The sequence below is a fragment of the Nakamurella sp. A5-74 genome (assembly GCF_040438885.1).
GTDB lineage: Bacteria > Actinomycetota > Actinomycetes > Mycobacteriales > Nakamurellaceae > Nakamurella.
On sequence record NZ_CP159218.1, the window covers coordinates 43,883 to 66,496 of the forward strand.

Below are 22,614 nucleotides of genomic sequence, written 5' to 3' on the forward strand. Positions count from 1 at the left end.
CCCAGCACGCCGGACCGACCGCGTGTCGGCCGGTCCACCACCACAAGGAGATGGCCATGTCCGTTCTCACCGAGCTAATCGGGTCGCTGCGTTCCGGCGCTGTCCAGATCATCGATCTCACGGCCCCGTTGACCAGTACCACGCCGATCCTGCAGTTGCCGCCGCCGTTCGCGAACACCATCAATTTCCGGTTGGAGGAGATCAGCAGGTATGACGAGCGCGGTCCCGCCTGGTACTGGAACGACATCCACACCGGCGAGCACGCCGGCACCCACATGGACGCGCCCGTGCACTGGATCACCGGGCGGGAGAGTCTGGACATCTCCCAGGTGCCGCTGACCCAGCTCATCGCCCCGGCGGCAGTCCTCGACTTCTCGGCCCAAGCAGCCGCAGACCCCGATTTCCTGCTCGAGGTGGACCACATCCGGAGCTGGGAGGCCGAGCACGGTGCCCTGCCGGAGGGCGGCTGGCTGATCTTCCGCACCGGCTGGGACGCCTTCTCCGAGGACCAGGAACGGTTGCTGAACGCCAACGACACCGGCCCACACTCACCGGGCGTGTCGGTCGAATGCGCCACCTGGTTGGCCCAGGAGGCGCCGATCGTCGGCGTCGGCGTCGAGACGGTCGGTACGGACGCGGGCGCAGCCCATTCGTTCGACCCGCCCTTTCCGTGCCACCAGTCGCTGCTCGGTGCCGGGAAGTTCGGACTCACCCAGCTGCAGAACGTCGCTCTCCTCCCGCCGACCGGCGCCCTCGTCGTGACAGCCCCGCTGCCGATCGTCGGCGGCTCGGGCAGCCCGACCCGAGCGCTGGCCCTGGTCGAACGATCTTCGTGAACGTCGCCGAGGCTGTCGGGCAGACACTTGCCCGCCTGGGGGTCGAGGCGGCCTTCGGTGTGGTCGGCAGTGGGAACTTCCACGTGACGAACGCGCTCGTGGCCGGTGGTGCCCGGTTCTTCGCCGCCCGCCACGAGGGCGGCGCAGCGACCATGGCAGACGCCTATGCCCGGGTCAGTGGAACGGTTGCAGCGGTCACCGTGCACCAGGGATGTGGTCTGACGAATGCGCTGACCGGCATCACCGAGGCGGCCAAGAGCCGTACACCTCTGGTGGTGCTGGCGGCCGAGACCACCGCGCCCAGATCCAATTTCCATGTCGATCAAGCAGCACTGGCCACCGCGGTCGGCGCTCTGGCCCACCGGGTCACCTCAGCCGAGATGGCTGTTGCCGAGAGCGCCGCCGCGTTCCACGCCGCTCGCGATCAGCGACGCACCGTGCTGCTCAATCTGCCCTTGGAACTGCAGGTGCAGGAAGTTCCCGAGAGTGCGCTCGCGGTGCCCTCCGCACCCCCATTGCCCAGTCCCACCTCGGATCCAGCCGCCATGGCACAGTTGGTCGCCGCGCTCGCGGCCGCTCGTCGGCCGGTGTTCATCGCCGGCCGCGGCGCCCGCTCGCACGCCGCCAGGGATGCCATCGCCGAGCTGGCCGAACGCACCGGTGCACTGCTGGCCACCTCAGCGGTGGCCCGTGGACTGTTCCACAGCAACCCTTTTGCGCTCGATGTGTCCGGCGGGTTCGCCTCGCCACTGGCCGCCGAGCTGATCACCGGCGCCGACCTGATCGTCGGCTGGGGATGCTCGATGAACATGTGGACGATGCGTCACGGCCGGTTGATCGGCCCGGATGCAACGGTGGCCCAGGTCGACATCGAGGCCGGCGAATTGGGTGCCAACCGGCCGATCGACGTCGGGATCGCCGGCGACGCGGCGGCCGTGGCGGTCAGCGCGGCGCGGGCACTGCACGGCCAGGACCACCACAGCTCCGGCTATCGGAGCGCTCAGGTGGAACAGCGGATCGCAGCCGAAATCTCCTGGCGCACAGTGCCTTACGAAGACGACAGTACTGACGAGCTGATCGATCCGCGGACCCTCAGCATCGGTCTGGACGATGTCCTCCCGGCGGAGCGGATCCTGGCCGTCGATTCGGGGAACTTCATGGGCTACCCGAGCATGTTCCTGTCGGTTCCGGACGAGCAGGGAATGTGTTTCACCCAGGCGTACCAGTCGATCGGTCTCGGTCTGGCGACTGCGATCGGCGCCGCGCTGGCCAGACCCGACCGGTTGCCCGTGGCGGCGCTCGGTGACGGTGGAGCACTGATGGGTATCGCGGAACTGGACACCGTCGTCCGGTTGGGCATCCCGATGGTCATCGTCGTCTACAACGACGACGGCTACGGCGCCGAGGTCCACCACTTCGCCAGCAGTGGTGAGCCGATGGACACCGTCACCTTCCCCGACACCGACATCGCAGCCATCGGAGCAGGGTTCGGCTGCGACGCGGTCACTGTTCGTGCCCCGTCCGATCTCGACGCGGTCCGCACCTGGGTCAACGGGCAGCGGGAGCGACCGTTGCTCATCGACGCGAAAGTCACCAGGGGACAAGCATCCTGGTGGCTGGAGGAGGCTTTCCGCGGGCACTGACCGGCGGCATCCCGGTGGGCTGCTGCCCGTCGACGTTGCCCGGTGGCGCAGCCCGGCGGCGCCCCGCGGTCAGTACCCCTGCGCCATCAGGGTTTCCGGGCGATATCGGTCAGCTCGGACAACAGGCCGTCGACCTCTTCGGCCGTGTTGTAGTGCGCGATGCCGATCCGGACCGCTTTCTTCGGGTATCCCAACGAGCGATACAGGCCCAGCGAGTACCAGGTGTCGTGAGACCAGACGCCATAACTTCTCTGCGCCAGGCGTTCTGCCACCTCGTCCGAATCGACCCCGTCCACCGTGACCAGGAACGTCGGCAGCCGGCCCTCCATCCCGGGCAGTCCGTACAACGTCACCCCGTCCGGCAACCCGGTCACGAACCGCTGCGCCAACTGCTGCTCGTAGGGCTCGATGGCCGCGAAACCACCGACGTCGTCCAGGTAGCGGTAGGTGGCATTCAGCCCGGCCAGCATCTCGTAGGGCATCGTTCCGTTGGCGAAGCTCCGCCCCATCGGCGTCGTCGCTGCGGGTCGTGCCTTGTAGGGCCGCCAGAGTCGGCCGACCGATTCGCGCACGGCAGCCATGCCCAGATGCGGACCACACCACTTGTACGACGAACACAGCAGCACGTCGGCATCGATGGCGCGGACGTCGATCGGCCGGTGAGCCGCATAGTGCACGGCATCGACCCAGGCCAGAGCGCCCACTCGGTGTGCCAGCTCGCAGATTCGCCTGGCATCGGTGACGGTGCCGACCGCATTGGAAGCCCAGGTGAAGGACACCACCCTGGTCCGGTCGGAGAGCTTGCTCTCCAGGTCGTCCAGATCGAGGGTGGAATCCGCGCGTACGTCGATGTACTTGACCACCAGGCCGCGGTCCTGGGCCACCTCCAGCCACGGTGCGACATTGCCATCGTGATCCAGTGACGAACTGAGGATCTCATCGCCCGGTTGCCAGTCGCGCGAGGCTGTTCGGGCCAGCGCGAAGTTGATGGAGGTCATGTTGAGACCGAAGACGATCTCCGCGGGCGAACACCCCAGGAACTCGGCCGACCGCAGTTCTGCTTCTTCCAGGATGGCCTGAGCCCGCCGGCTGGTCTCGTAGGGTGCTCCGAGATTTGCACTGGCCTCCCGCAGCGCAGTGGCCATGGCCTGCCCCACCTCATCGGGTACCTGGGTGCCCCCTGGAGCGTCGAAGAAGGCGAAACCGTTGTGCAGCGCGGAGAATCGAGCGCGAACAGCGGCAACGTCCAGCGTGTTCTGTGTCATCAGCGGGACGCTACCGGCTTCCCGGCGCCCGAAGTCTTGACACGCGCCCCGTAGCGACCGTCAGAGTTACGCAAGATGAACAACTGGCCGAGATGCCCCGATCCGCCCTTGAGTCGCCGCCGGGCCGAAATGGTTCGGGGGGTCAGTGCTTCGCGGTCTGATACGCCGGCGTGAGCTCGCTCCAGCGCCGATGCCAGGTCGGTGATGCCGCCTGTTCCGACCAGCCCTCCGGGTGGACGGTGGCGTCGGTGGTGAGTGACCTGCCGAGATCTTCCAGGTGCACCTGCCAACCGGCCCCGTGGAAGTGCAACTGGTCCGTCGGCAGACCGCGCTCCTCGACCACGAGCCTGGTCCGGGACCCCTCGGCCGTGAGCCACGCTTCGATCTGGCTCTCGTCGGCCGTGCCCGCTTCGCCCGTCAGCAGGAGATGGTGAGGGGTTTCGCAAACGTCGATCCGCAGCGGCCCACTCCAAGTGCTGGTGAAGACGGCTTGCACCGTCCCACCCACCTGCAGGTCGCCGGACACTTCGGCGATCCAGCGCGCCAACCGTTCCGGTGAGGTGCATGCCTGCCACAGGTCGTCGATGTCGGTGTTGTACACGTCTTCGACCCGCACCGCCCCGCGCGTGTCGTCGAGCTCTCGCAGCGTGCCGATGATTCTCATGTCCGTCTCCTGTTTCCTCGGGCGATCTCGGTGTGCAGTGCATCGAGGCGGTGCTGCCACAGCGCGCGGTAGTTCTCCAGCCAGTCGTCGAGCTCGACGAGTGCTTCCGGCCGCACGCTGTAGACCCTGCGTTGCGCGTCCTGGTGCACGCTGACCAGGCCGGCTTCCCGCAGCACCCGCAGATGCCGGGAAACTCCCGGTCGGGCGATCGGCAGCGCGTCTGCCAACTCACCCGCCGTCGCCGGGTGATCCCGCAGGATCTCCAGCACCGTGCGACGACTACCGTCGGCCAACGCCTGCAATACCGCATCCATGGGACTCAATGTAACTGATCAGGTACGTAACCGCAAGGGTACACAGTGCGGATCTGATGATTCCGCCCGCAGCAACGCCGAGTTGAATCGGGGCGCCTCGGAGCCGCCGGGCGATGGTCACCCGCATCCGGAACGCCCTCCTCATCTCGGTGGCCACCGCCGCGTCGATGCGGTCCACCGGACCTCGATCGTCGGTCCGGACCCTGCACTGCGCTTCAGGTCAGGAGATCGCGGTCCATCGGTGTCGAGGGAATTCCCGCTCGTCGCTCGTCCACCGTCAACCCGCCGACGCCGGGTCAGAACTCCACCACGCCGGAGCGGTCGATGAATGTTCCGGTCGGACCTTCGCCCCCGCGGGTGGCAAGTTCGACGACGGCATCTGTGCCCTCGGTCGCCGTCTGCGGGCCACTGTGACCGTTGAGATCCGTTGCGGTGTAACCGGGATCGGCCGCATTGATGCGCATCTCCGGCAGCGCCCTGGCGTACTGGACGGTGAGCATCGTGACGGCGGACTTCGACGACGTGTACAGCGGCGAGACGATGGTCGACTCGATGCGCGATCCGTCGTGCACCAGTGCGAAGGATCCGAGGCCGCTGGTGACGTTGACGATCGTCGGCGCCGCAGATTCCCGGAGCAGCGGAACGAAAGCGTTGATGGTCCGCACGATGCCGATGACGTTGGTGTTGTAGACCTCCAGCGCCTGCTCACCCGTCTGCTCGGTAGCCGGGGTCCGCGGACCGGCGATGCCGGCATTGTTGATCAGGACGTCGAGACCGCCTGCGGCAGCAACGATCTCGGCCGCCGCGGCGACGGAGGCGTCATCGGTCACGTCGAGTTGGACGAAGCGACCGCCGAGCCCTTCGGCCGCCTGTCGTCCACGCTCCGGGTCTCGTGCGGCGATCCAGACGGTGTGGCCGGCCTCGATGAGGCGGCGAGCGGTTTCGTGGCCGAGGCCCTTGTTGGCGCCGGTGATCAGGGTGGTGGTCATGCGACCCAGTCTGGGCGCCGGATGCCGCGGCAGCCAGGCCCGGCCCAGCGGGTGGACCGGCAGTACCACCCACGGGGTCGACTTCACGGGGAGACTGGAGCCATGGCACACCTGCACGCCGAGCTGGGTCCGCTGTTGCGCTCGTGGCGTGACCGGCTGTCGCCGGTGGACGTCGGTCTGCGCGCCGGGAGCGCGCGACGGGCACCCGGTCTGCGCCGCGAGGAGTTGGCGGCGCTGGCCGGGCTGAGCGTCGACTACGTCGTCCGGCTGGAGCAGGGCCGGGCGAGTCGACCCTCGGCGCAGGTCGTCGCCTCGCTCGCCAGGGCGCTGCAGTTGACGGACGGCGAGCGGGACCATCTCCATGTCGTCGCCGGACTGCTGCCGCCGTCACCGGCCCAGGTCCCGTCCCACATCCCGCCCGGTGTGCAGCGGCTGGTCACCCGGCTCGGCGAGGTGCCGTTGGCGGTCTTCACCGCGAGCTGGGACCTGTTGCACTGGAGCGCGCTCTGGGTCACGTTGTTGGGTGAACCCGTCCAGCCGGGCCCCGGTCGACCGAACCTGTTGCGGGCGCACTTCACCGGCGTGTCCATGGGAGCTGCGGACAACCGGATCGTCAGCAGATCCGTCGGGACCGACGCGTTCGGTGCATCACTCGTCGCCGATCTGCGCCGGGTCCACGGCCGGTATCCGGAAGATCGCGCCGTGACGGCCCTGATGGGGGAGCTCGCGGCGGGCAGCGAGCAGTTCCGGGAACTGTGGAACAGCGGCGTCGTCGGCGAGCACCAGTCCGAGGCCAAAGTCGTGCGGACGGCGACGGTCGGCGACATCGAACTCGACTGCGACGTGCTCAACGTCGCCGGCACCGACCTGCACATCGTCGTGTACACGGCGGCCGAAGGATCCGAGGCCGCGGAGAAGCTCGACTTCCTCCGGATCACCGGCGGGGTCTCGTCTCCCTCATCCCTCGGCCACCCGAACTGAACCCGGAGCACCGGTGGCCCGACGCCCGACCGTCGGCAACTACAACGGACGCTGACGGCGACGTCTGGCGGGATCGTACGCGTCCGGATGGCCTCGCTGCCCGGCGCTCCCGGGCGCTGCGCTCACCCCGACACAGGCCCCGCCGCATTCTCGATGGTCAGAAATGGGTGTCTGCAGGGTTGGATTCGACCATTCGAAATGCGGCTGACGATTTGGCATGCGCCTGGGTCGTCGCTCGGGCCGACCACCTCGTCCGCCAGGCAGCCCTAGTGTCGGGACGTGACCTCTCCACCGCTACTCCCCGGACCCGAGGCGCCGGGGGCCGATCTGCCGGTCCGCCCCGCGCTGGCGGAGCTGGTCGAGGCGGTGCGCGCACGCGGAACAGCGGTGCTGGTCGCGCCGCCCGGATCGGGCAAGACCTCGCTGCTACCGCTCGCGCTGGCCGACGCCGTCGACGGCCGGGTGATCGTGGCCGAGCCCCGACGGCTCGCCACCCGCGCGGCGGCGCATCGGCTGGCGTGGTTGATCGGGGAGCGGCCGGGTGACCGCATCGGCTACGCCATGCGGGACGAGCGGGCCGGTAGTGCGCGCACGCGGGTCGAGGTCGTCACCACCGGCCTGTTGGTGCAGCGATTGCAACGTGATCCGGAGCTGGCAGGCGTCGGGGCGATCGTCATCGACGAGTGTCACGAGCGGCACCTGGACGCCGATCTGGCGTTGGCGTTCTGTGTCGATGTCCGGGACACGCTGCGGCCGGATCTCGCACTGATCGCGACCTCGGCGACCCCGGACACCGAGGCCATGACCCGTGCGCTCGGGGGCGCAGACACCCCGGTCGTCACTGCCGCCACCGCAAGTTTCCCGGTGACCGTCGAGTGGGTCCCGCCGCCGCAGGCCCTCCCGTTGCTGGCGGACGCCCGGGTCGACCCCCGGCTGCTGGTGCACGTCGCCGCCGTCGTGCTTCGGGCACTGCAGGAAGGACCGGGCGACGTCCTCGTGTTCGTGCCCGGTGAGGCCGAGATCGCCGGTGTCATCAGGAATCTCGGTGGCGGCATCCACGCGCTCCCGCTCTACGGTCGGCAGACCCGGGTGGAGCAGGAACGAGCGCTGACGCCATCGGACCGTCAGCAGGTGGTGGTGACGACCGCGGTTGCCGAGAGTTCCCTGACCGTGCCGGGGATTCGCGCCGTGGTCGATGCGGGACTCGCCCGCCAACCCCGGACCGACCCGTCCCGCGGGCTCAGCGCACTGGTCACCACCCGGGTGTCGAGAGCCGCCGCCGACCAACGAGCAGGCCGCGCCGGTCGCGAAGGCCCTGGTCGGGTCTACCGCTGCTGGTCGGCCGTCGACCACTCCCACCTCGCGGACCACACGCCCCCCGAGATCGCCACCGCCGATCTGGCCGGATTCGCTCTGTCGATGGCGGCGTGGGGAGCTCCTGGCGGTCGGGGCCTCGCGCTGCTGAGCGCTCCACCGGTCGCGGCACTGGACGTGGCTGTCGACCTGCTGCGCGAGCTGGGCGCGGTCGACGCCGACGGGCGGATCACCCAGCGAGGACAGCAGATCGCCGGGATCAGCGCCCATCCCCGGCTGGCCAGGGCGCTGCTGGACGGTGCGCCGCTGGTGGGAACCGATCGCGCCAGGGAGGTGGTGGCGCTGCTCTCGGACGACTCCCTCACCGGCCGCAGCGACGATCTCCCAGCGCGGTGGCGCGAGATGCGGCAGGGCGTGGATCGGGCCGCGTCCGCCCGGTGGCGGGACGAGATCCGCCGACTCGGGCGCAGCGGCGAAGCGGGTCGGTCACCAGAGTCGGCGGGCGTGACGTCCTCCCGGACACCGGACGACCTCGCGGCCGGGATGGTGGTCGGACTGGCGTACCCGGACCGGATCGCCCGCGCGCGATCAACGGAAGGCGTGACGTACCAACTGCTGTCGGGAACCGGTGCAGCACTCGTCGTGACGTCGGGACTACGGCGATCGACCTGGCTGGCCGTGGCTTCCGCCGATCGTCCGGTGGGCCGCGCCGACGCCCGGATCCGGTCGGCCGCCCCGATCGACGAGGCCACCGCGCGGCTGGTCGCCGGTGACCTGGTCACCCACACCGATGACATCCGTTGGCACGACGGACGTGTGGTCGCCGAGCGGGTCGAATCGCTCGGCGCGATCCGGTTGGCGGCGAGCCCGATCGGGACACCCGATCCGGCGCTGCTGGTCGCCGCCATCACCGACGGACTACGCCGATCGGGACTCGAGATCCTGCCGTGGAGCGAGGCGGCGATCCGGCTCCGGGAGCGCATGTCTTTCTGCCACACCATGATCGGTGCGCCGTGGCCTGCGGTGGACGATACTGCCCTGCTGGCGGATCTCGACGGATGGCTCGGCCCGGACCTGCAGAAGGTGCGCCGCAGCAAGGATCTCGGCCGCGTCGACATACTCGGAGCGCTGCGTCGACTGCTGCCCTGGCCCGCGGCGGCGCGGCTGGACGAGCTGGCCCCGGACCGCCTCAGAGTGCCGTCGGGAAACCAGGTGCGAGTCGGCTACGACGGAGATTCGCCGCCGGTGGTCGCGGTCAAACTCCAGGAGATGTTCGGGTGGACGGTCACCCCACGGCTCGCTGACGGGCGCGCACCGATCGTGCTGCACCTGCTGTCGCCGGCCGGACGCACCGTGGCCATCACCGGGGATCTGGCGTCGTTCTGGGTGCAGGGATACCCGCAGGCAAGGGCGGAGCTGCGCGCCCGGTATCCCCGCCACCCCTGGCCGGAGGATCCGCTCACCGCCGAACCAACCCGCCGGGTCAAGCCGCGCAGCTGAATCCAGCCGCGGGCGGAGCAACCGGGTGAAGCCGCCCAGCTGAATCCAGCGGCTGGCGGACGGACGGTCGGGTCAGGGCATCTCCTGGGTCTGCGCTCGGTGCAGCTCCCGCAGCCCGTGGTCGAGCAGGGCGCGTACCCCGTCGCGCACCCCGCTCAGCTGGTCCGCGAGCAACACGAGGCTGTGCGCGATGATCGTCATGCCGTCGACCCGCCGCTCCTCGTCGTCGACCTCGGTGACGCCGAGCGCTCCGACGATGACCCGCACCACGGAGTCGTGGTCGATCCGCGGATACCAGGCCGCTGATCGCACCGTGAGCTCCACCAGCTGATCGACGTCATCGGAGTCGAGGCCGTCCGGGTGGCGCCGCTCGAGCAGCGCCTGCACGACGGTGCCGAGCAGTGTTGACAGTTGCTCCCGATCCAGCCGCGACAGGCCGGCCAGGCAGGTGCTGAACTCGTCGGCGTCGTGCTCGCGCGCGGCAGACACTGCGTCCAGCACCGCTCGCTGCATCACGCCGGCCGGACCGGTCCATTCGCTCGCCACCCGGGAAGCGTGTCACGCCGGACCGACGACAGCTCTCAGCTGCTGCTGCGGGCGGGGGAGCGCCGATCGCGCAGCACCGCCATCTCCTCGGGATCCTCCAGCCAGTTCGGGGCCTTGTTGCGGAGGAAGAAGATGTACGTCAGCAGCGACAGTCCGATCAACACCGTCACGTAGACGATGAACAGGGTGACCTTGCCGTTCTCCTGCGCGGCGCTGTACAGCAGCGGCGCGGTGCCACCGAAGATCGAGTTGGCCAGCGCGTACCCGAGACCGACGCCCAGCGCCCGGATGTGGATCGGGAACAGCTGCGCCTTCACCACTGCGTTGATCGACGTGTACCCGGTCAGGAAGACGAAACCGCCGACCAGGATCGCAAAGGCCGCCACGGCCGAGTCCTGCTTGGGCAGTGCCGTGAGCAGGAACCAGGTGTAGGCGACGCCGCCGACGCCGAAGAACACCAGCAGCGTCTTCTGCCCGTACCGGTCGGCCAGGAGTCCACCGATCGGCTGCATGAGCATCAGCACCGTGAGACCGATCAGGTTGATGACGGTGCCGGTGATGACGTCGGTGCCGGCGAACTGGGCCTGGATGATCTTGGGTGCGTTGACCGAGTAGGTGTAGAACGCCACCGTGCCACCCATCGTGACGAAGAACGCGAGGGTCAGCGGACGCCAGTAGCGACGCAGCAGCTCGTTCATCGAGCCGGAGGTGGAGTCCTTGCCCGCCTTGGCATCCGCGATCATCTCGGTGGTCAGTGATTCGTCCATCGTGCGGCGCACCCAGTAGACGACCAGGGCTGCCACCCCGCCGAGACCGAACGCGATCCGCCATCCCCAGCTGCTGATCCACTCCCGGTCACCGAACAGCAACATCAGCAGCAGGGTCAGCTGCGCCAGCACGTGACCGCCGATCAACGTGACGTACTGGAACGACGAGAGGAATCCACGCTTGCCGGGCACCGCGGCCTCGGACATGTACGTCGCGGACGTCCCGTACTCGCCGCCGGTGGCGAAGCCCTGCACCAGCCGGCACAGCACCAGGATCACCGCGGACAGCACACCGATGGCGTTCTCGGTGGGCGTCAGGGCGATGACGAACGATCCGCCCGCCATGATGGTCACCGACAGGGTGAGCGCCGCCCGGCGCCCGTACCGGTCGGCGTAGCGGCCGAACCACCACGAGCCGATCGGCCGCATCAGGAACGTGACCGCGAACGTCGCCCAGATGTAGATCGTCGAGTTCGAATCGTTCGCATCGAAGAACTGCTTCTCGAAGTACGTCGCGAAGACCGAGTAGACATACACGTCGAACCACTCGACGAGGTTGCCGGCCGATCCCTTCAGGGTGTTCGAGATCGAACGCTTGAGGGAGGTCGGTTGCACATGGGTGGCGGAATCCGTCATGCCTGGGAACGTAGTGCACTCGTCGTGGCCCGGCCTGTTGCCCGTCGACCTGCAGCACCCGGATCAGCTCCGGATCAGACGTGGACAGGGGCTCCGGTCAACCGTTCGGCCTCGGCCCACAGCCGTGACGCGACCTCGAGATCCCGTGCCCGACGGGGGATCTTCGCGACCGCGGTCGGACCGACCAGCTTGAAGCGTCCGCCCGGCCCGTAGTAGCCGCCGTGCGCAGCGTCGGGATCAGCCGCGGCGAACAGCAGTGGCTCAGCGCCCTGCTGGACGTCCTGCGAGGGCAGCAGTGGCAGGTCGACCAGGGACCGTTTCGGCTTGTCCCGACCCAGGCTCGCGCCGGCGGACTGCAGGTTGGTGCGGGTGAAGCCGGGATGTGCCGCGATACTGCGGACGTTCCAGCCGCGGGCATCGACGAGGCGCGCCAGCTCGATGGTCATCATCAGGTCGGCCAGCTTGGACTGGGCGTAGGAGCGCATCGGGCTCCAGCGCCGCCGCTCCCACTGCAGGTCGTCGAAGTCGATCTTGCCGATGTTTGCCATGCCGCTGCTCATCGTCACGATCCGCGGCGCGTCGGCGGAGAGCACCAGCGGCAGCAAGCGGGTGGTGAGCGCGAAAGCCCCCAGGAAGTTGCTGCCGAACTGCAACTCGAAGCCGTCGACGGTGGTGTTGCGGGTGGGCGGCGCCATCACGCCCGCATTGTTGACCAGCGTGCTCAGCGGCCGCCCGTCGGCGATCAGGGAGTCGGCGAACGAGGCGACCGAGGCCAGGTCGGACAGGTCGATGCGACGGACCTCGAGATCGGCCGCCGGATTGTCGGCCAGGATCTCAGCGCGCGCCTGCTCGCCCTTGGCGAGGGTGCGAACCGCCATCACGACCGACGCACCGGCGGCGGAGAGCCGGCGGGTGGCCTCCTTGCCGGTACCGCTGTTGGCTCCGGTGACGACGACGAGACGTCCGGTCTGATCAGGAACTGCGTACATGGTCACTCCTTGTTTGCAGACCGGCGGTCTGATAAGTCGACGATAAGCGACCAGCGGTCTGTTCGCAAGGGACCACCGGTCTGTAAACTGCGATGGTGACCACATTCCAGCGCGCCCGGAGCGCGGACCAGCGCGCCGAACGCCGCAAGGCCATCCTGACGACGGCAGCGACGATGCTGGCCGAGATGCCGGTCGCCGAGCTCAGCCTGAACAACCTGAGCCGTCGGGTCTGTCTGGCCAAGTCGAATGTGCTGCGGTACTTCGACTCCCGCGAAGCCGTGCTGCTGGAGCTGCTGGAGCTGCACTGGGCCGAGTGGCTGCAGGAACTCGGCGCATCGGTGCCGCAGCTGCGGGAGGACACTCCCGCTACCGATCGGGTGGATGCCCTGGCAGCGCTGATCGCCGACGCGGCCGCCCACCGGGAGATCTTCTGCGATCTGCTGGGTGCGCAGGCGACCGTGCTCGAGCGCAACGTCTCGGTGCCAGTGGCGGCCACGTTCAAACGCTCAGCGCTGCAGCACCTCCAGGACCTCGGAGTGATCGCGGCCTCGGCGTTGCCGGAACTGACAAAGGAGGATCGGTTCGCTTTCGCGGCGGCCGCGATGTTGGCGATCGGTGCGCTGTGGACGCATTCCCGGCCGAGCGCGGCCATGGTCCAGGCATATGACGACGATCCCTCGCTGGCCGCGCTGCGGCTGGATTTCACCGAAACCCTCGGGCAGCTGCTGGCAGTGATGCTGTCCGGGTTCTTGGCCCGCGCGGACCGGCCGATGGCTGTCTCCCGAAAGACTGCATCCGTTCAGGAAGGACTTCAGCACTGAGCAGCTGGTCCTGATTCGCGCACCTGTCGGACCCTGGGTCGCGTGCCACCTGATCGGCGTCACCCACTCGTGGCGGTGCCGGCCCCGGGACGACGATCGCTCCGGCCGGCGCCGGCGCCGGCGACCTACGCGGTGCTCCGTCGCCTTGACCGGAACCGGGTCGGCACGACCTGACCACGACGCGCCGACCCGAGTCCGCCCGACGGGTGATCAGTGGAAGACGGTGTCCTGACCGTAGAGCGGCTGGGTGAAGGAGTTGGCGTAGCCGGAGCGGTCGACGTCATCGAGGTTGTAGGTCAGGTACACGCCGAACCCGTCGGTGTCGGTACGAGTCGCCAGCGAGGCCGCAGTGGCGGCGGAGGTGGACTGCCAGTCGATGGCCGCCGCGCCTTCGGACTCCTTGCCCAGGCCAGGGATGGACGGCGGGTTGTAGGCCCCGTAGTAGGGGTTCCAGGCATAGTCCAACTTCGCGCCGATCGACGGATCGGCGGTTCGGAGGCTGTCGGACGACGGGCCGATGTCGTAGAAGGTGATCAGCTTGTCGGGCATCCGCTTCCGCAGCGCCGTGATGAGCCAGCCGATCGAGTCGTCGTTCGGCTGGGGGGTGCCGTTGGCGCCGTAGTCGGAGTACTCGTCGTCGAGGTCGACCCCGTCCAACCCGTAGCGGTTGACCACGGTCATCACCTGCCGCGCGAAATCGTCTGCGGCGCGGTAGGTCTGGAAGTTCGCGAGACCGACCCCCTGGTGGTTGCCCAGGACCGACAGCAGCACCTTGGTTCCCTTGGCCTGCAGGGGTCGGATCTGGGTCGAGGCCTCGTCGAGGGTCTGCTGCATCCGCTCGTTGCAGACCAGGGCCGTGCCGGACGACGTTGTCGTGCTGGCGTTGATGTTGGCCGCGAACAGGATCCCGATTGCGAAGAGTTGCCTGCCGTCGGCCAGCCGATAGCGGCCGACGTTGATCGGATCCTCGTTGTTCACCTCGACATAGGCGACGCTGATCGGGTCGGTGGCAACAGCACGCGGGTCGCACTGACGGTGTCCGCGACCCCGGCCGCGGCCCTCCCCGTTCCCGCTCTCTTTCCCGCGCCCAGGCTTGCCGGAGGCGTCGGCAGCGCCGGCGAACACCAGCGAGCCGGCGGCGCCGAGCGCCCCGGTGAGAACGGCACGGCGGGTGAAGCGGCCTTGCTCGGTGTGGCTGCGCATCCTGCACTCCTCGTCGAGTCGGAGAGCCGGCACCGCCCGGTGCCGGCTGAGACTCATCCACGCTGATCGCCTTAAACGCTTTAGTCAACGGTTTCCCACGAACTGGCTGTTGGCGGCGCTGGATGACGCCGCCCGCCCACCTGCCGACTGCATCCGTTTAGGCTTTCGCCATGGCACACCCGAACGATCCGTCCGGCCCCCGCACCGCTGTCGCCGCGCGGAACGGGATCGGGCTGCATGGCGCCCGTCCGCTCCGGGTGGATCGTGCGGCCGGCGAGCAGCAGGTCCGCCGGGCGCTGGATGGGTTGGCCGGCCATGTCGTCGCCGTTGGCGAAGAACTGCGCTGGTCGTGGTTCCCGGAGCGCGTGTTACCGGAGGGAGTGACCGAGCCGACCGGAGGCGACCTCGAGACGTTCTGGGACGCCACCGCTTTCACCGTCGATCTGCTCTTCACCGACGGCAGCCGGCTGTCTGACGCCGGCGTGACCGACCAGTACGGCATAGCACCGAACCCCCACGCGCAGGACGATGCCCGGACGGCCTGGGTCGACCAGTGGAATCTGCGGCGGGTGGACCTCACACCCGTGGCCGGCCGCACCGTCGAACGCGCCGAAGCGATCCTCGGGCGAATCGGGGAACATTCTGCTGCAACGCTTCCCGGACTGGTGGGCTGGCTCGACGACCTCGCCATCGAGGTGCACCGGCGGCCTCCGAGCACGCCGCTCGAGTACGTCGACATTCGGCGCGGTTCGCACTCCTCCGGTCGATTCTCTCGCGGCAACACCGCGCCGCTGGTCGCCGTTCCGCACGGCGGCGTGTTCGCGCTGCCGATGACCGACGCCGGCAGCAACCGGTGGCCCTACTCCTGGGCCGAACACGGCCGCGACGGCGACGTGCGGCCGACGATCCAGGCCTTCGCCACCTCGCACCTGCCCTCGCCGTGGATGAGTGACCGCGGGGTGTTCCAGCTGATGCCGCATCCCTCGCCGGCGCCGCCGACCGACCGCGTCGCTCGCGGGCTGGCCTTCGACCACGACGACGAGGACGCCGGCCCGCACCGCTACCGGGTCGCGCTCGAGCACGGACTGGTCGCCGAGCTGACCGCCGCCGATTTCGCGCTCGGGCTGCGATTCACCGCTCCGAACGACGAGGGTTCGCTGATCCTCGACCACCACGGCTCCGTCAGCGACGTCGTCGTCCGACGCGACGGCGACGTCACCGTCGTGGAGGCGGTGCTGGACGATCGACCGGGTACCCCCCAACACCACCTGCACCTGCGGGTGCCGGGCGTGCTGGCCGACCACACCAGGGTCGCCGCCGACCGCCTCACCGGTTTCCTCCGGCTGGACACCCGGCATCCGGTGGAGGTCGGGCTGGGCATCTCGACGGTCTCGGTCGCCGATGCGGCCGCCAACCTCATGGCCGCCGGGACCTTCGATGCAATGGTCGGCGAAGCGACCCGTCGCTGGGAGCAGGTGCTCGACACCGTCCGGGTCGACGGCGCCACCCAGGACCAGCGGCGCACCCTGTTCGGCGGGCTGTACCGGCTGTTCCTGTACCCGAACCGGGCCGGCGAGCGCGCCCTGACCGGGACGCCGCACTACCGCTCGCCCTACGGCGGGGTCTTGGAGCATCCGATCAGAGACACGCCCGGACCAGAGGTCGTGGAGGCGGAACTGACCACCACGCACGGCTTCTGGGACACCTACCGCACCGCCTGGCCGCTGCTGGCGCTGCTCACCCCGGACACGGCCGGTCCGCTCGCCCAGGGTTTCGTCCAACACTTCCACGACGGTGGCTGGACGCCGCGGTGGAGCGCTCCCGGCGCCGAGGACTGCATGACCGGGACCACCAGCGACACCGTGTTCGCCGACCTGCTCGTCAAGGGCATCGGCGGCATCGACGCCGACGCTGCCTACGCGAGCGCCGTCCGCAACGCGACGGTGCCTGCCCGCGACCATCGGGTAGGCCGAAAGGGCCTGCACCCCGGCATCTTTCGCGGATACGTCGACACCGATACGCCCGAGGGCATGTCATGGACGTTGGATGCGGCGATCAACGACTGGTCGGTGTCGGTGATGGCCGGTCTGCTCGCCGACCGCACCACCGATGACGCCGCCCGTGACCGGTACCGCGCGGAACAGGAATGGTTCGCCCGTCGCTCGTTGCTCTACCGGTCGGTGTTCGACCCGGTCACCGGCTTCTTCCGGGGCCGCGGGCCGGACGGCAGCTGGCGTGGTGAGCGCACTGCTGCCGGTTTCGATCCGGACGTCTGGGGCCACGACTACACCGAGACCAACGCGTGGGGCACAATGTTCACCGCCCCGCACGACGGCGCCGGCCTCGTGGCGTTGCACCAGGCCGGCCGCGGCTTCGACATTGCGCTGCAGGAGTTCTCCGCAGCAACGGAGACCGGCGCGAGCGCCGTCGCCGGTTCCTACGGAGGCGTCATCCACGAGATGACGGAGGCCCGCGACATCCGGATGGGCATGCTGGGACTGTCGAACCAACCAGCGCACCACATCCCGTTCGTCCCGATGTTCGCCGGCCGGCACGACGACGCCCACCGGGTGGTCCGGGAGTGCGTGACCCGGTTGTTCGTCGGGTCCGATCTCGGCCAGGGCTATCCCGGCGACGAGGACAACGGCGAGATGAGCGCCTGGTGGGTGTGGTCCGCGATCGGGCTCTATCCGCTGTCCCCGGCCACCGGCAGCTACGTCCTCGTGCCGCCGTTGTTCGACCGGACCGAGCTGCCGACGTCCGGCACCGTCATCGAACTCGCCGGGACGAGCCGTGGTCCGTATCTGCGCTCGGTGACGATCGACGGCGAACCGTGGCACTCGATCGCGGTGCCGCACAGCGTGATCGCCGGCGGCGCGCACCTGGTGCTGACGCTGTCGGACGAGCCGACCGGCTGGGGTGCCGACTCCCGCCCGGTGTCGGCGAGTGAGTTGCACGGTTACGCCGACACCCCCGCCGACGTCCTGCCGTCCGGGGCGTCACCGCTGACGGACGACGCGGCCGCCACCGTGGTGCGGCTGGCCGCCGGCGAGCAACTCACGCTCGACCTGCCGCCGACCGATGCCTCGCTCTACACCGTGACCGTCGACGCGCCGGGTGAACACCGTTGGCAGCTCGAACTTCTCGCGCCGGACGGCACCGAGATCCACCAGCAGACCCGGTGCGAGATGTTCGACCAGCCACGTCAGACCAGGGTCTTCCGGGTCAGCGACGCACCGCTCCCGGCCGCGACGGGGCTGCGGCTCACCGCGACCGACGACCTGGCGCTACGCCAGCTGGAGTTGATCGCCCGCGGGAAGCGCACGTAGTCGTCGTGACGCTGGGCGCCATCCCTGGAGTCCTTGTCCGTGGCTGCATCTCTCCCGCCATGTGTAGCGAGATTGCGGGTGGATGTCATCCGGCGTTCGCGGGTGTCTCACCAGCCGATCCCTACCCGGTACCGGTTTTGGTGGTTCGGCTTGCTGGTCCAGGTAGCGGTAGATGGTGGGTCGGGTGACGCCGAACTCGGTGGCGATCTGGGCGACGGTGGAGCGGTGCCGGCCTTGGTCGTCGGTTTCGTCGTACATCTGCCGGGCTACCCGGGCCTGGCGGGTGCCGAGCTTGGGTTTCTGGCCGCCGGTGTGGCCGCGTGCCCGGGCGGCGGCGAGGCCGTCGTGGGTGCGTTCGGGCATGAGGGCGTGTTCGTACTCGGCGATGGAGCCGAGGATGTGGAAGGACATTCGGCCGACGGCGGTGGAGGTGTCGATGCCTTGATCGAGGACGACCGGGTCGACCGCGCGGGTGTGCAGGTCCTGGGACAGGTCGATGAGGTGTTCGAGCGATCGGCCGAGCCGGTCGAGCTTGGTGATGACGAGCTGGTCGCCTTGCGGCCGGCGACGGGCGTGGGCTCGCTCGAGCTGGGGTCGGCGGGTCAGTTTGCCGGAGGCGTGTCGATGAAGATCTGCTCGCAGCCGGCCGCGGTGAGTGCGTCGTGCTGCGCTTCGGGGCGTTGGTCGCGGGTGGAGACCTTGCCGTAGCCGATGCGCAAGCCCGGACCGTAACGCAAACCTCCAAGCGCGTGACGTAGGTGTCTACACGGGTTGCTTTACAAACTTGACCTGCTGCGACGGGTGGCGGGCCAGGTTGTAACGCAAACGATCGTTCGCGGAAACGCGAGCATAGCGGTGTCGTTGACCGCGGTCTGAACCGTCCACCCCGACGGTCAACCGATGTGGGGACGGACCCCATCACCGCGTGCGACGGATTGAACAACCACGTTGCTCTCTACGACAAGATGGGCAGGTGAACTCCTACGTCCGTCCGGTGATCGAGACGCCGGCGTCGCGTGATGCAGCCGGTCAGGTCATCGAGTACGGACGGCGGTGGTGGCCGGGGTCTCCGCCCGACGAAACCTACTCGGTGGACACCCACCCGGAGAGGTTCGCGCCGCTCCACATCGTGGCCGATGCCCTCATCGCTCATCTACGGGCCGCTCACGACGTCGAGATCACTGACAGTGTCGAAGTGGCGGCGGATCTGATCCATCCGGTCCCCGGGGTGGTGCGGGCAGCACGGATCCGACCGAACAACCCGGCCTGCGCAACGCTGACATTCGTGTTCACCCCCTACCCAGGTGTCGTCGTACACGCCGGGCTGTTGCACGACTTCCACTACCCCGTATGTGGTTGTGACGCATGCGATTCGACCTGGGAGGTCGAGGCAGACCAGCTCGAGGAGCAGGTGCTCGCAACTGTCGAAGGGCACTACACGGAGCGCATCGAGTCGGGGCTCCGTCCAAAGGTGCAGTTCACGCTCACGGGACCACGTGCAGGAATGTCCGGCGGATTTCGCGCCACAGACCTTCCTCGTGAGCGAGTGAAGGCGGCGAGGCCCGTCCTGCGCGACCTGGTCGAGGGTTGGAGCGCGTGGCCCGGGGGACCTGCGAACCGGTCACCGAACTGATCTCGGTCCCTGCCCGGGCCGGCTGCACACAGTAGCGGTGGTCTAGCTCGCAATTCAGCCGATGTACACCATCTTCGTCAACAAGAAGCTGCTTACGGTTCCTTCGTCCATGCCGCAGGCGATCGATCCCGGCCGGGCCGGCTGTCGATAGTGCCCGGGCGGCTTCAGCAAACCTTGAGGATGCGGGCCGGCCTCAACCAGCCGATCCGGGAGCGTGCGCCTAACCTGGCCAACGATGAATGAGCCCGAGGCAACCTCCTGCACGGACGACGGCGCCATCCTTCGTGGTGCGGTCTTGAGGAACGGTCGATGCGACACCGATGCGGTCAAGGCGCCCTCAGAAGACGATCTCTCCACGTCCGGGTCACAGGATCCCGAGCACGAAGGAGCCGGATCCGGTGACGACGCAGGCACACCGACAGCTACTGCTCAGCGTGATCGAGACGAGCACGGACGAGCTGTCGCAAGCCTGCGGGAAAGGAATGCGCGGCGCAGCGGGACGGGGAAGAAGCGACCTTGGTGGATCGAAGTTCCGCTGCTGCTGATCACTGCGTTCCTGTTGACGTTCTTGATCCAGACGTTCTTGTTCAAGGTCTACTACGTGCCGTCTTCCTCCATGGATCCGACCCTGCACGGAGCCCTGGTCGGCGGTGACCGAATCGTGGCGAACAAGATCGTCTACGACTTCAGTGATCCGAAACCGGGTGACGTCGTCGTGTTCCGCGGCCCTGACCGATGGGCAGCGGAAGTCATCGCGATCCCAGGTCCGACAAGCATCCTCGGCAAGATCGGTCGGACACTGGGCTCCGTGGTCGGAATTGCCCCGGCCAAGGAGAAGGACTTCGTCAAGCGCGTGATCGCTGTCGGTGGGCAGACCGTGGAGTGCTGTGATCCCCAGGGACGTATCAAGGTCGACGGCGTACCGATCATCGAGCCCTACGTGGCGGCGGGTAACGAGATCCCGTTCACCCCTGGTGTCGACGACTGCTCCAGGCCGCTGCCCTCCCACCGGTGCTTCCTGCCCGTCAAGGTTCCCGCAGGCGTGCTGTGGGTGATGGGCGACAACCGGCGCAACTCAGGCGACTCCACCGCTGGCTGCCAGAACAACACTCCGAGCAGCGGATGTCAGGGACCTGTCCCCATCGAGAACGTCATCGGCAAGGCGATCGTCGTCATCCTGCCCGTCTCCCGCTGGCACACCCTGGGCGATCCGGGCACCGACCAGCGCGGTGGCTGATCGATTGACGGCCTGCTGGAACGGTAGGGCCCGGCCAGAATACGGCTGAAACCCGAGTGATCGGGGCAGGCCGCTCTCGAAGCAGGTGATCTGGTGGCGGGTGACGGAAGTGAAAGTTTCTTGATTGCCGTGTCCGCTTTACTGTGTAACGAAACCTCAGATTTGGTGCGTACACGGGAAGGTTTACAAGTGGGCGCCGATGGCAAGGAAACGATCGTTTGCTCTACGCTACCGAAGACTTCCCATTAACCTCAAACTTTCATGGGGCGGCTGACCTGCTCTGATCGGGGTCCGGGCTCATTTTGCTCCTCCGATTCTGTTCTTGGGTAGCGGTTTGGGCCGCGTGTCGCGCGGCTTGCGTGGGTTCCACTGCCCGGGGTGTTGCTGGTAGTTGTTGCTGCTGGGGTCGGCCCGGTCAGGTCGGCGCTGGCCGGAGTCGGTCGATCGCTGCGGTGAGCAGGTGCGCCCACGGCGCATGCAGGGGTAGGCGTAGGTGGGTTCGGCGGGCGTGTCGGGCGATGCGCCCGGCGGTTGCGAACAGCCTGAGCCGCAGTCGTTTCGGCTCCCACACAGCTGCCGTGGTGTCGTGCAGGGCCAGTAGTTGCAGCCACGCGGTGAGCTGCCCGGCGAGTAGGACGATCGCCAACCAGATGCGGTTCTGGGTGAAGTCGTGGAGCGGGAAGTTCCGCAGACCGGTGTCCTTCGCGTTGCGGATGCGGTCCTCGCAGCGGGCCCGGCGGCGGTGGCGTAGTTCCAGGTCGGGTAGTTGCCCGCGGCTGGTGTTCGTCGCGAACGCGGTGAGCCGGTTCCCGTCGAGGTCGGTGAAGCGCAGCTGCGCACCGGGGTGGGGGCGTTCGGCCCGCACGATCACCCGCATCCCGGCCGGCCAGCCGTTCAGGTCCAACACGCCGGTCACGTCGGTGACCCAGGCGCCCTCACGCTGGACACCGCCGGCGTCATAAGCCGGGGTCCACGCCGCCGCGGGCAGCGCCCGGATCTTCGCCTCGTGACCGGTGTTCAGACCGAACCCGACCGAGTACTGCAACCTGCGGCGGGTCAACCATTCCAGGACCTCGTGGGTGCCACCCGCGCCGTCGGTGCGGATCAAAACCTTCCGGCCAGGCTGAGGACCGAAAGGCAGCTGCACCAACGCTTGCCGGATCACGGTGAGGTGATCGGCTGCGGTGTTCGCACCGGCGTTCCCGGCCCGCAACACACCGGCGGCGGCTTCACCGGTCCCGCCGGGCCCGTGGTCGATGAACGCCAGCAGCGGATGGAACCCGAAACCCTTCTTGTAGGTCGCCGCTGCGTGTTCCTTCTCGGAGTGCGCGGTCACCAACGTTGCATCCAGATCGATGATCACCGGCCGCTCCGCGCACGCGCCGTGGATCGGGGACCCCTCACCGCGCAGCGCCCACACCTGTTGCCGCACCACAGCTGTCGCCGCGCCGATCGCAGCAAGAACGTTATCCGCGTCCGCCGCGAGCCGATCGATGGTCCGCGACACCGTCGGATCCGACGCCACCAACCCGAACAGGCCCGGCTCGGCCCGCAACACCCCGATGTCGGCCAGACAATCACCGCCCACCGCCATCGACACGGCCAGATCCACCACGACTTTGCCCGGGTCGTGCACCGCCAACCGCGGCCGCCACGGCGCCAGCGCCTGCGACAACGCCCGATCCAAACCGATCCGGGCCGCCGTCGCGGTCAGCAACACCGAACCGGCATGGGACACCACACCCGACGCGGACCGATCAACACGGACCCGCGGATACAACGAGGTAGACTTCGACACCAGAAAGGTGCTCCTGATCTTCAGCAACGACGGTTCTTAGACACAACCATCCTTGCAGGTCAGAGCACCTTTCTGCATCACCAACACACGCCTCAAGCGCTCCCGCGATGAAAGCACGAGGTTAACCCGGACCGTTCACGGGTTGCCTG

Annotated in this window: 17 protein-coding genes and 1 pseudogene; 8 read left to right on the top strand and 10 right to left on the bottom strand. The window is 68.3% G+C overall.

Annotated elements, in window-relative coordinates; all coding sequences use genetic code 11:
- Positions 1 to 56: 56 nt before the first annotated feature.
- Positions 57 to 836, top strand: coding sequence for a cyclase family protein (locus ABLG96_RS00225; RefSeq protein WP_353649435.1), 780 nt, complete (start codon positions 57 to 59; stop codon positions 834 to 836).
- Entirely contained in the window at positions 833 to 2,479 is a 1,647-nt protein-coding gene (locus tag ABLG96_RS00230) for a thiamine pyrophosphate-binding protein (RefSeq protein ID WP_353649436.1), read from the top strand. The genes ABLG96_RS00225 and ABLG96_RS00230 overlap by 4 nt, the downstream gene beginning before the upstream one ends.
- 86 nt (positions 2,480 to 2,565) lie before the next feature.
- Here the strand turns inward: ABLG96_RS00230 and ABLG96_RS00235 are convergent, their stop codons facing one another.
- From ABLG96_RS00235 to ABLG96_RS00250, 4 genes are all read right to left on the bottom strand, one after another.
- On the bottom strand, positions 2,566 to 3,744 hold the full coding sequence (locus ABLG96_RS00235) for a cysteine desulfurase-like protein (RefSeq protein WP_353649437.1): 1,179 nt from the start codon (positions 3,742 to 3,744) through the stop codon (positions 2,566 to 2,568).
- 142 nt (positions 3,745 to 3,886) lie between these two features.
- Positions 3,887 to 4,408, bottom strand: coding sequence for an SRPBCC domain-containing protein (locus ABLG96_RS00240; RefSeq protein ID WP_353649438.1), 522 nt, complete (start codon positions 4,406 to 4,408; stop codon positions 3,887 to 3,889).
- Positions 4,405 to 4,722, bottom strand: coding sequence for a metalloregulator ArsR/SmtB family transcription factor (locus tag ABLG96_RS00245; RefSeq protein WP_353649439.1), 318 nt, complete (start codon positions 4,720 to 4,722; stop codon positions 4,405 to 4,407). The genes ABLG96_RS00240 and ABLG96_RS00245 overlap by 4 nt, the downstream gene beginning before the upstream one ends.
- Positions 4,723 to 5,018: 296 nt before the next feature.
- The gene (locus tag ABLG96_RS00250; RefSeq protein WP_353649440.1) at positions 5,019 to 5,711 is read right to left on the bottom strand and encodes an SDR family NAD(P)-dependent oxidoreductase; all 693 of its coding nucleotides are present in this window, start codon (positions 5,709 to 5,711) and stop codon (positions 5,019 to 5,021) included.
- 102 nt (positions 5,712 to 5,813) lie between these two features.
- On the opposite strand from ABLG96_RS00250, the gene ABLG96_RS00255 reads away from it, so the two are divergent.
- On the top strand, positions 5,814 to 6,692 hold the full coding sequence (locus ABLG96_RS00255; protein WP_353649441.1) for a helix-turn-helix transcriptional regulator: 879 nt from the start codon (positions 5,814 to 5,816) through the stop codon (positions 6,690 to 6,692).
- Between the two features lie 279 nt (positions 6,693 to 6,971).
- Positions 6,972 to 9,506, top strand: a complete 2,535-nt coding sequence (hrpB, locus tag ABLG96_RS00260; protein WP_353649442.1) for an ATP-dependent helicase HrpB — start codon at positions 6,972 to 6,974, stop codon at positions 9,504 to 9,506.
- Positions 9,507 to 9,578: 72 nt separating this feature from the next.
- Here the strand turns inward: hrpB and ABLG96_RS00265 are convergent, their stop codons facing one another.
- The 3 genes from ABLG96_RS00265 to ABLG96_RS00275 all read right to left on the bottom strand — a co-directional run bounded on the left by ABLG96_RS00265 (position 9,579) and on the right by ABLG96_RS00275 (position 12,444).
- The gene (locus ABLG96_RS00265) at positions 9,579 to 10,052 is read right to left on the bottom strand and encodes a hypothetical protein (protein ID WP_353649443.1); all 474 of its coding nucleotides are present in this window, start codon (positions 10,050 to 10,052) and stop codon (positions 9,579 to 9,581) included.
- 35 nt (positions 10,053 to 10,087) lie between these two features.
- Positions 10,088 to 11,455 (bottom strand): MFS transporter, encoded by a 1,368-nt coding sequence (locus ABLG96_RS00270; RefSeq protein WP_353649444.1) that lies wholly within the window; start codon positions 11,453 to 11,455, stop codon positions 10,088 to 10,090.
- A 74-nt stretch (positions 11,456 to 11,529) separates the two neighbouring features.
- Positions 11,530 to 12,444 (bottom strand): SDR family oxidoreductase, encoded by a 915-nt coding sequence (locus tag ABLG96_RS00275; protein ID WP_353649445.1) that lies wholly within the window; start codon positions 12,442 to 12,444, stop codon positions 11,530 to 11,532.
- 95 nt (positions 12,445 to 12,539) lie between these two features.
- On the opposite strand from ABLG96_RS00275, the gene ABLG96_RS00280 reads away from it, so the two are divergent.
- Positions 12,540 to 13,265, top strand: coding sequence for a TetR/AcrR family transcriptional regulator (locus ABLG96_RS00280; protein ID WP_353649446.1), 726 nt, complete (start codon positions 12,540 to 12,542; stop codon positions 13,263 to 13,265).
- Positions 13,266 to 13,475: 210 nt separating this feature from the next.
- Here ABLG96_RS00280 and ABLG96_RS00285 read toward each other — a convergent pair whose 3' ends face one another.
- Entirely contained in the window at positions 13,476 to 14,468 is a 993-nt protein-coding gene (locus ABLG96_RS00285) for an endo-beta-N-acetylglucosaminidase H (RefSeq protein ID WP_353649447.1), read from the bottom strand.
- 170 nt (positions 14,469 to 14,638) lie between these two features.
- Here ABLG96_RS00285 and ABLG96_RS00290 point away from each other — a divergent pair, with 170 nt between their 5' ends.
- Positions 14,639 to 17,797 (top strand): GH92 family glycosyl hydrolase, encoded by a 3,159-nt coding sequence (locus tag ABLG96_RS00290; protein WP_353649448.1) that lies wholly within the window; start codon positions 14,639 to 14,641, stop codon positions 17,795 to 17,797.
- 159 nt (positions 17,798 to 17,956) lie between these two features.
- On the opposite strand, the pseudogene ABLG96_RS00295 reads toward ABLG96_RS00290, so the two are convergent.
- Positions 17,957 to 18,516: pseudogene (locus ABLG96_RS00295) on the bottom strand (recombinase family protein); the annotation flags it as partial.
- Between the two features lie 254 nt (positions 18,517 to 18,770).
- Between ABLG96_RS00295 and ABLG96_RS00300 the strand changes: the two are divergent.
- Both ABLG96_RS00300 and lepB read left to right on the top strand, forming a co-directional pair.
- The gene (locus ABLG96_RS00300; protein ID WP_353649449.1) at positions 18,771 to 19,430 is read left to right on the top strand and encodes a DUF6226 family protein; all 660 of its coding nucleotides are present in this window, start codon (positions 18,771 to 18,773) and stop codon (positions 19,428 to 19,430) included.
- A gap of 235 nt (positions 19,431 to 19,665) precedes the next feature.
- Positions 19,666 to 20,667 (top strand): signal peptidase I, encoded by a 1,002-nt coding sequence (gene lepB / locus ABLG96_RS00305; protein ID WP_353649450.1) that lies wholly within the window; start codon positions 19,666 to 19,668, stop codon positions 20,665 to 20,667.
- A gap of 415 nt (positions 20,668 to 21,082) precedes the next feature.
- On the opposite strand, the gene ABLG96_RS00310 is transcribed toward lepB, so the two are convergent.
- Positions 21,083 to 22,465 carry an IS1380 family transposase gene (locus ABLG96_RS00310; protein WP_353651625.1) on the bottom strand — a complete coding sequence of 461 codons (1,383 nt, stop codon included), beginning with the start codon at positions 22,463 to 22,465 and terminating at the stop codon, positions 21,083 to 21,085.
- Between the last annotated feature and the right edge of the window lie 149 nt (positions 22,466 to 22,614).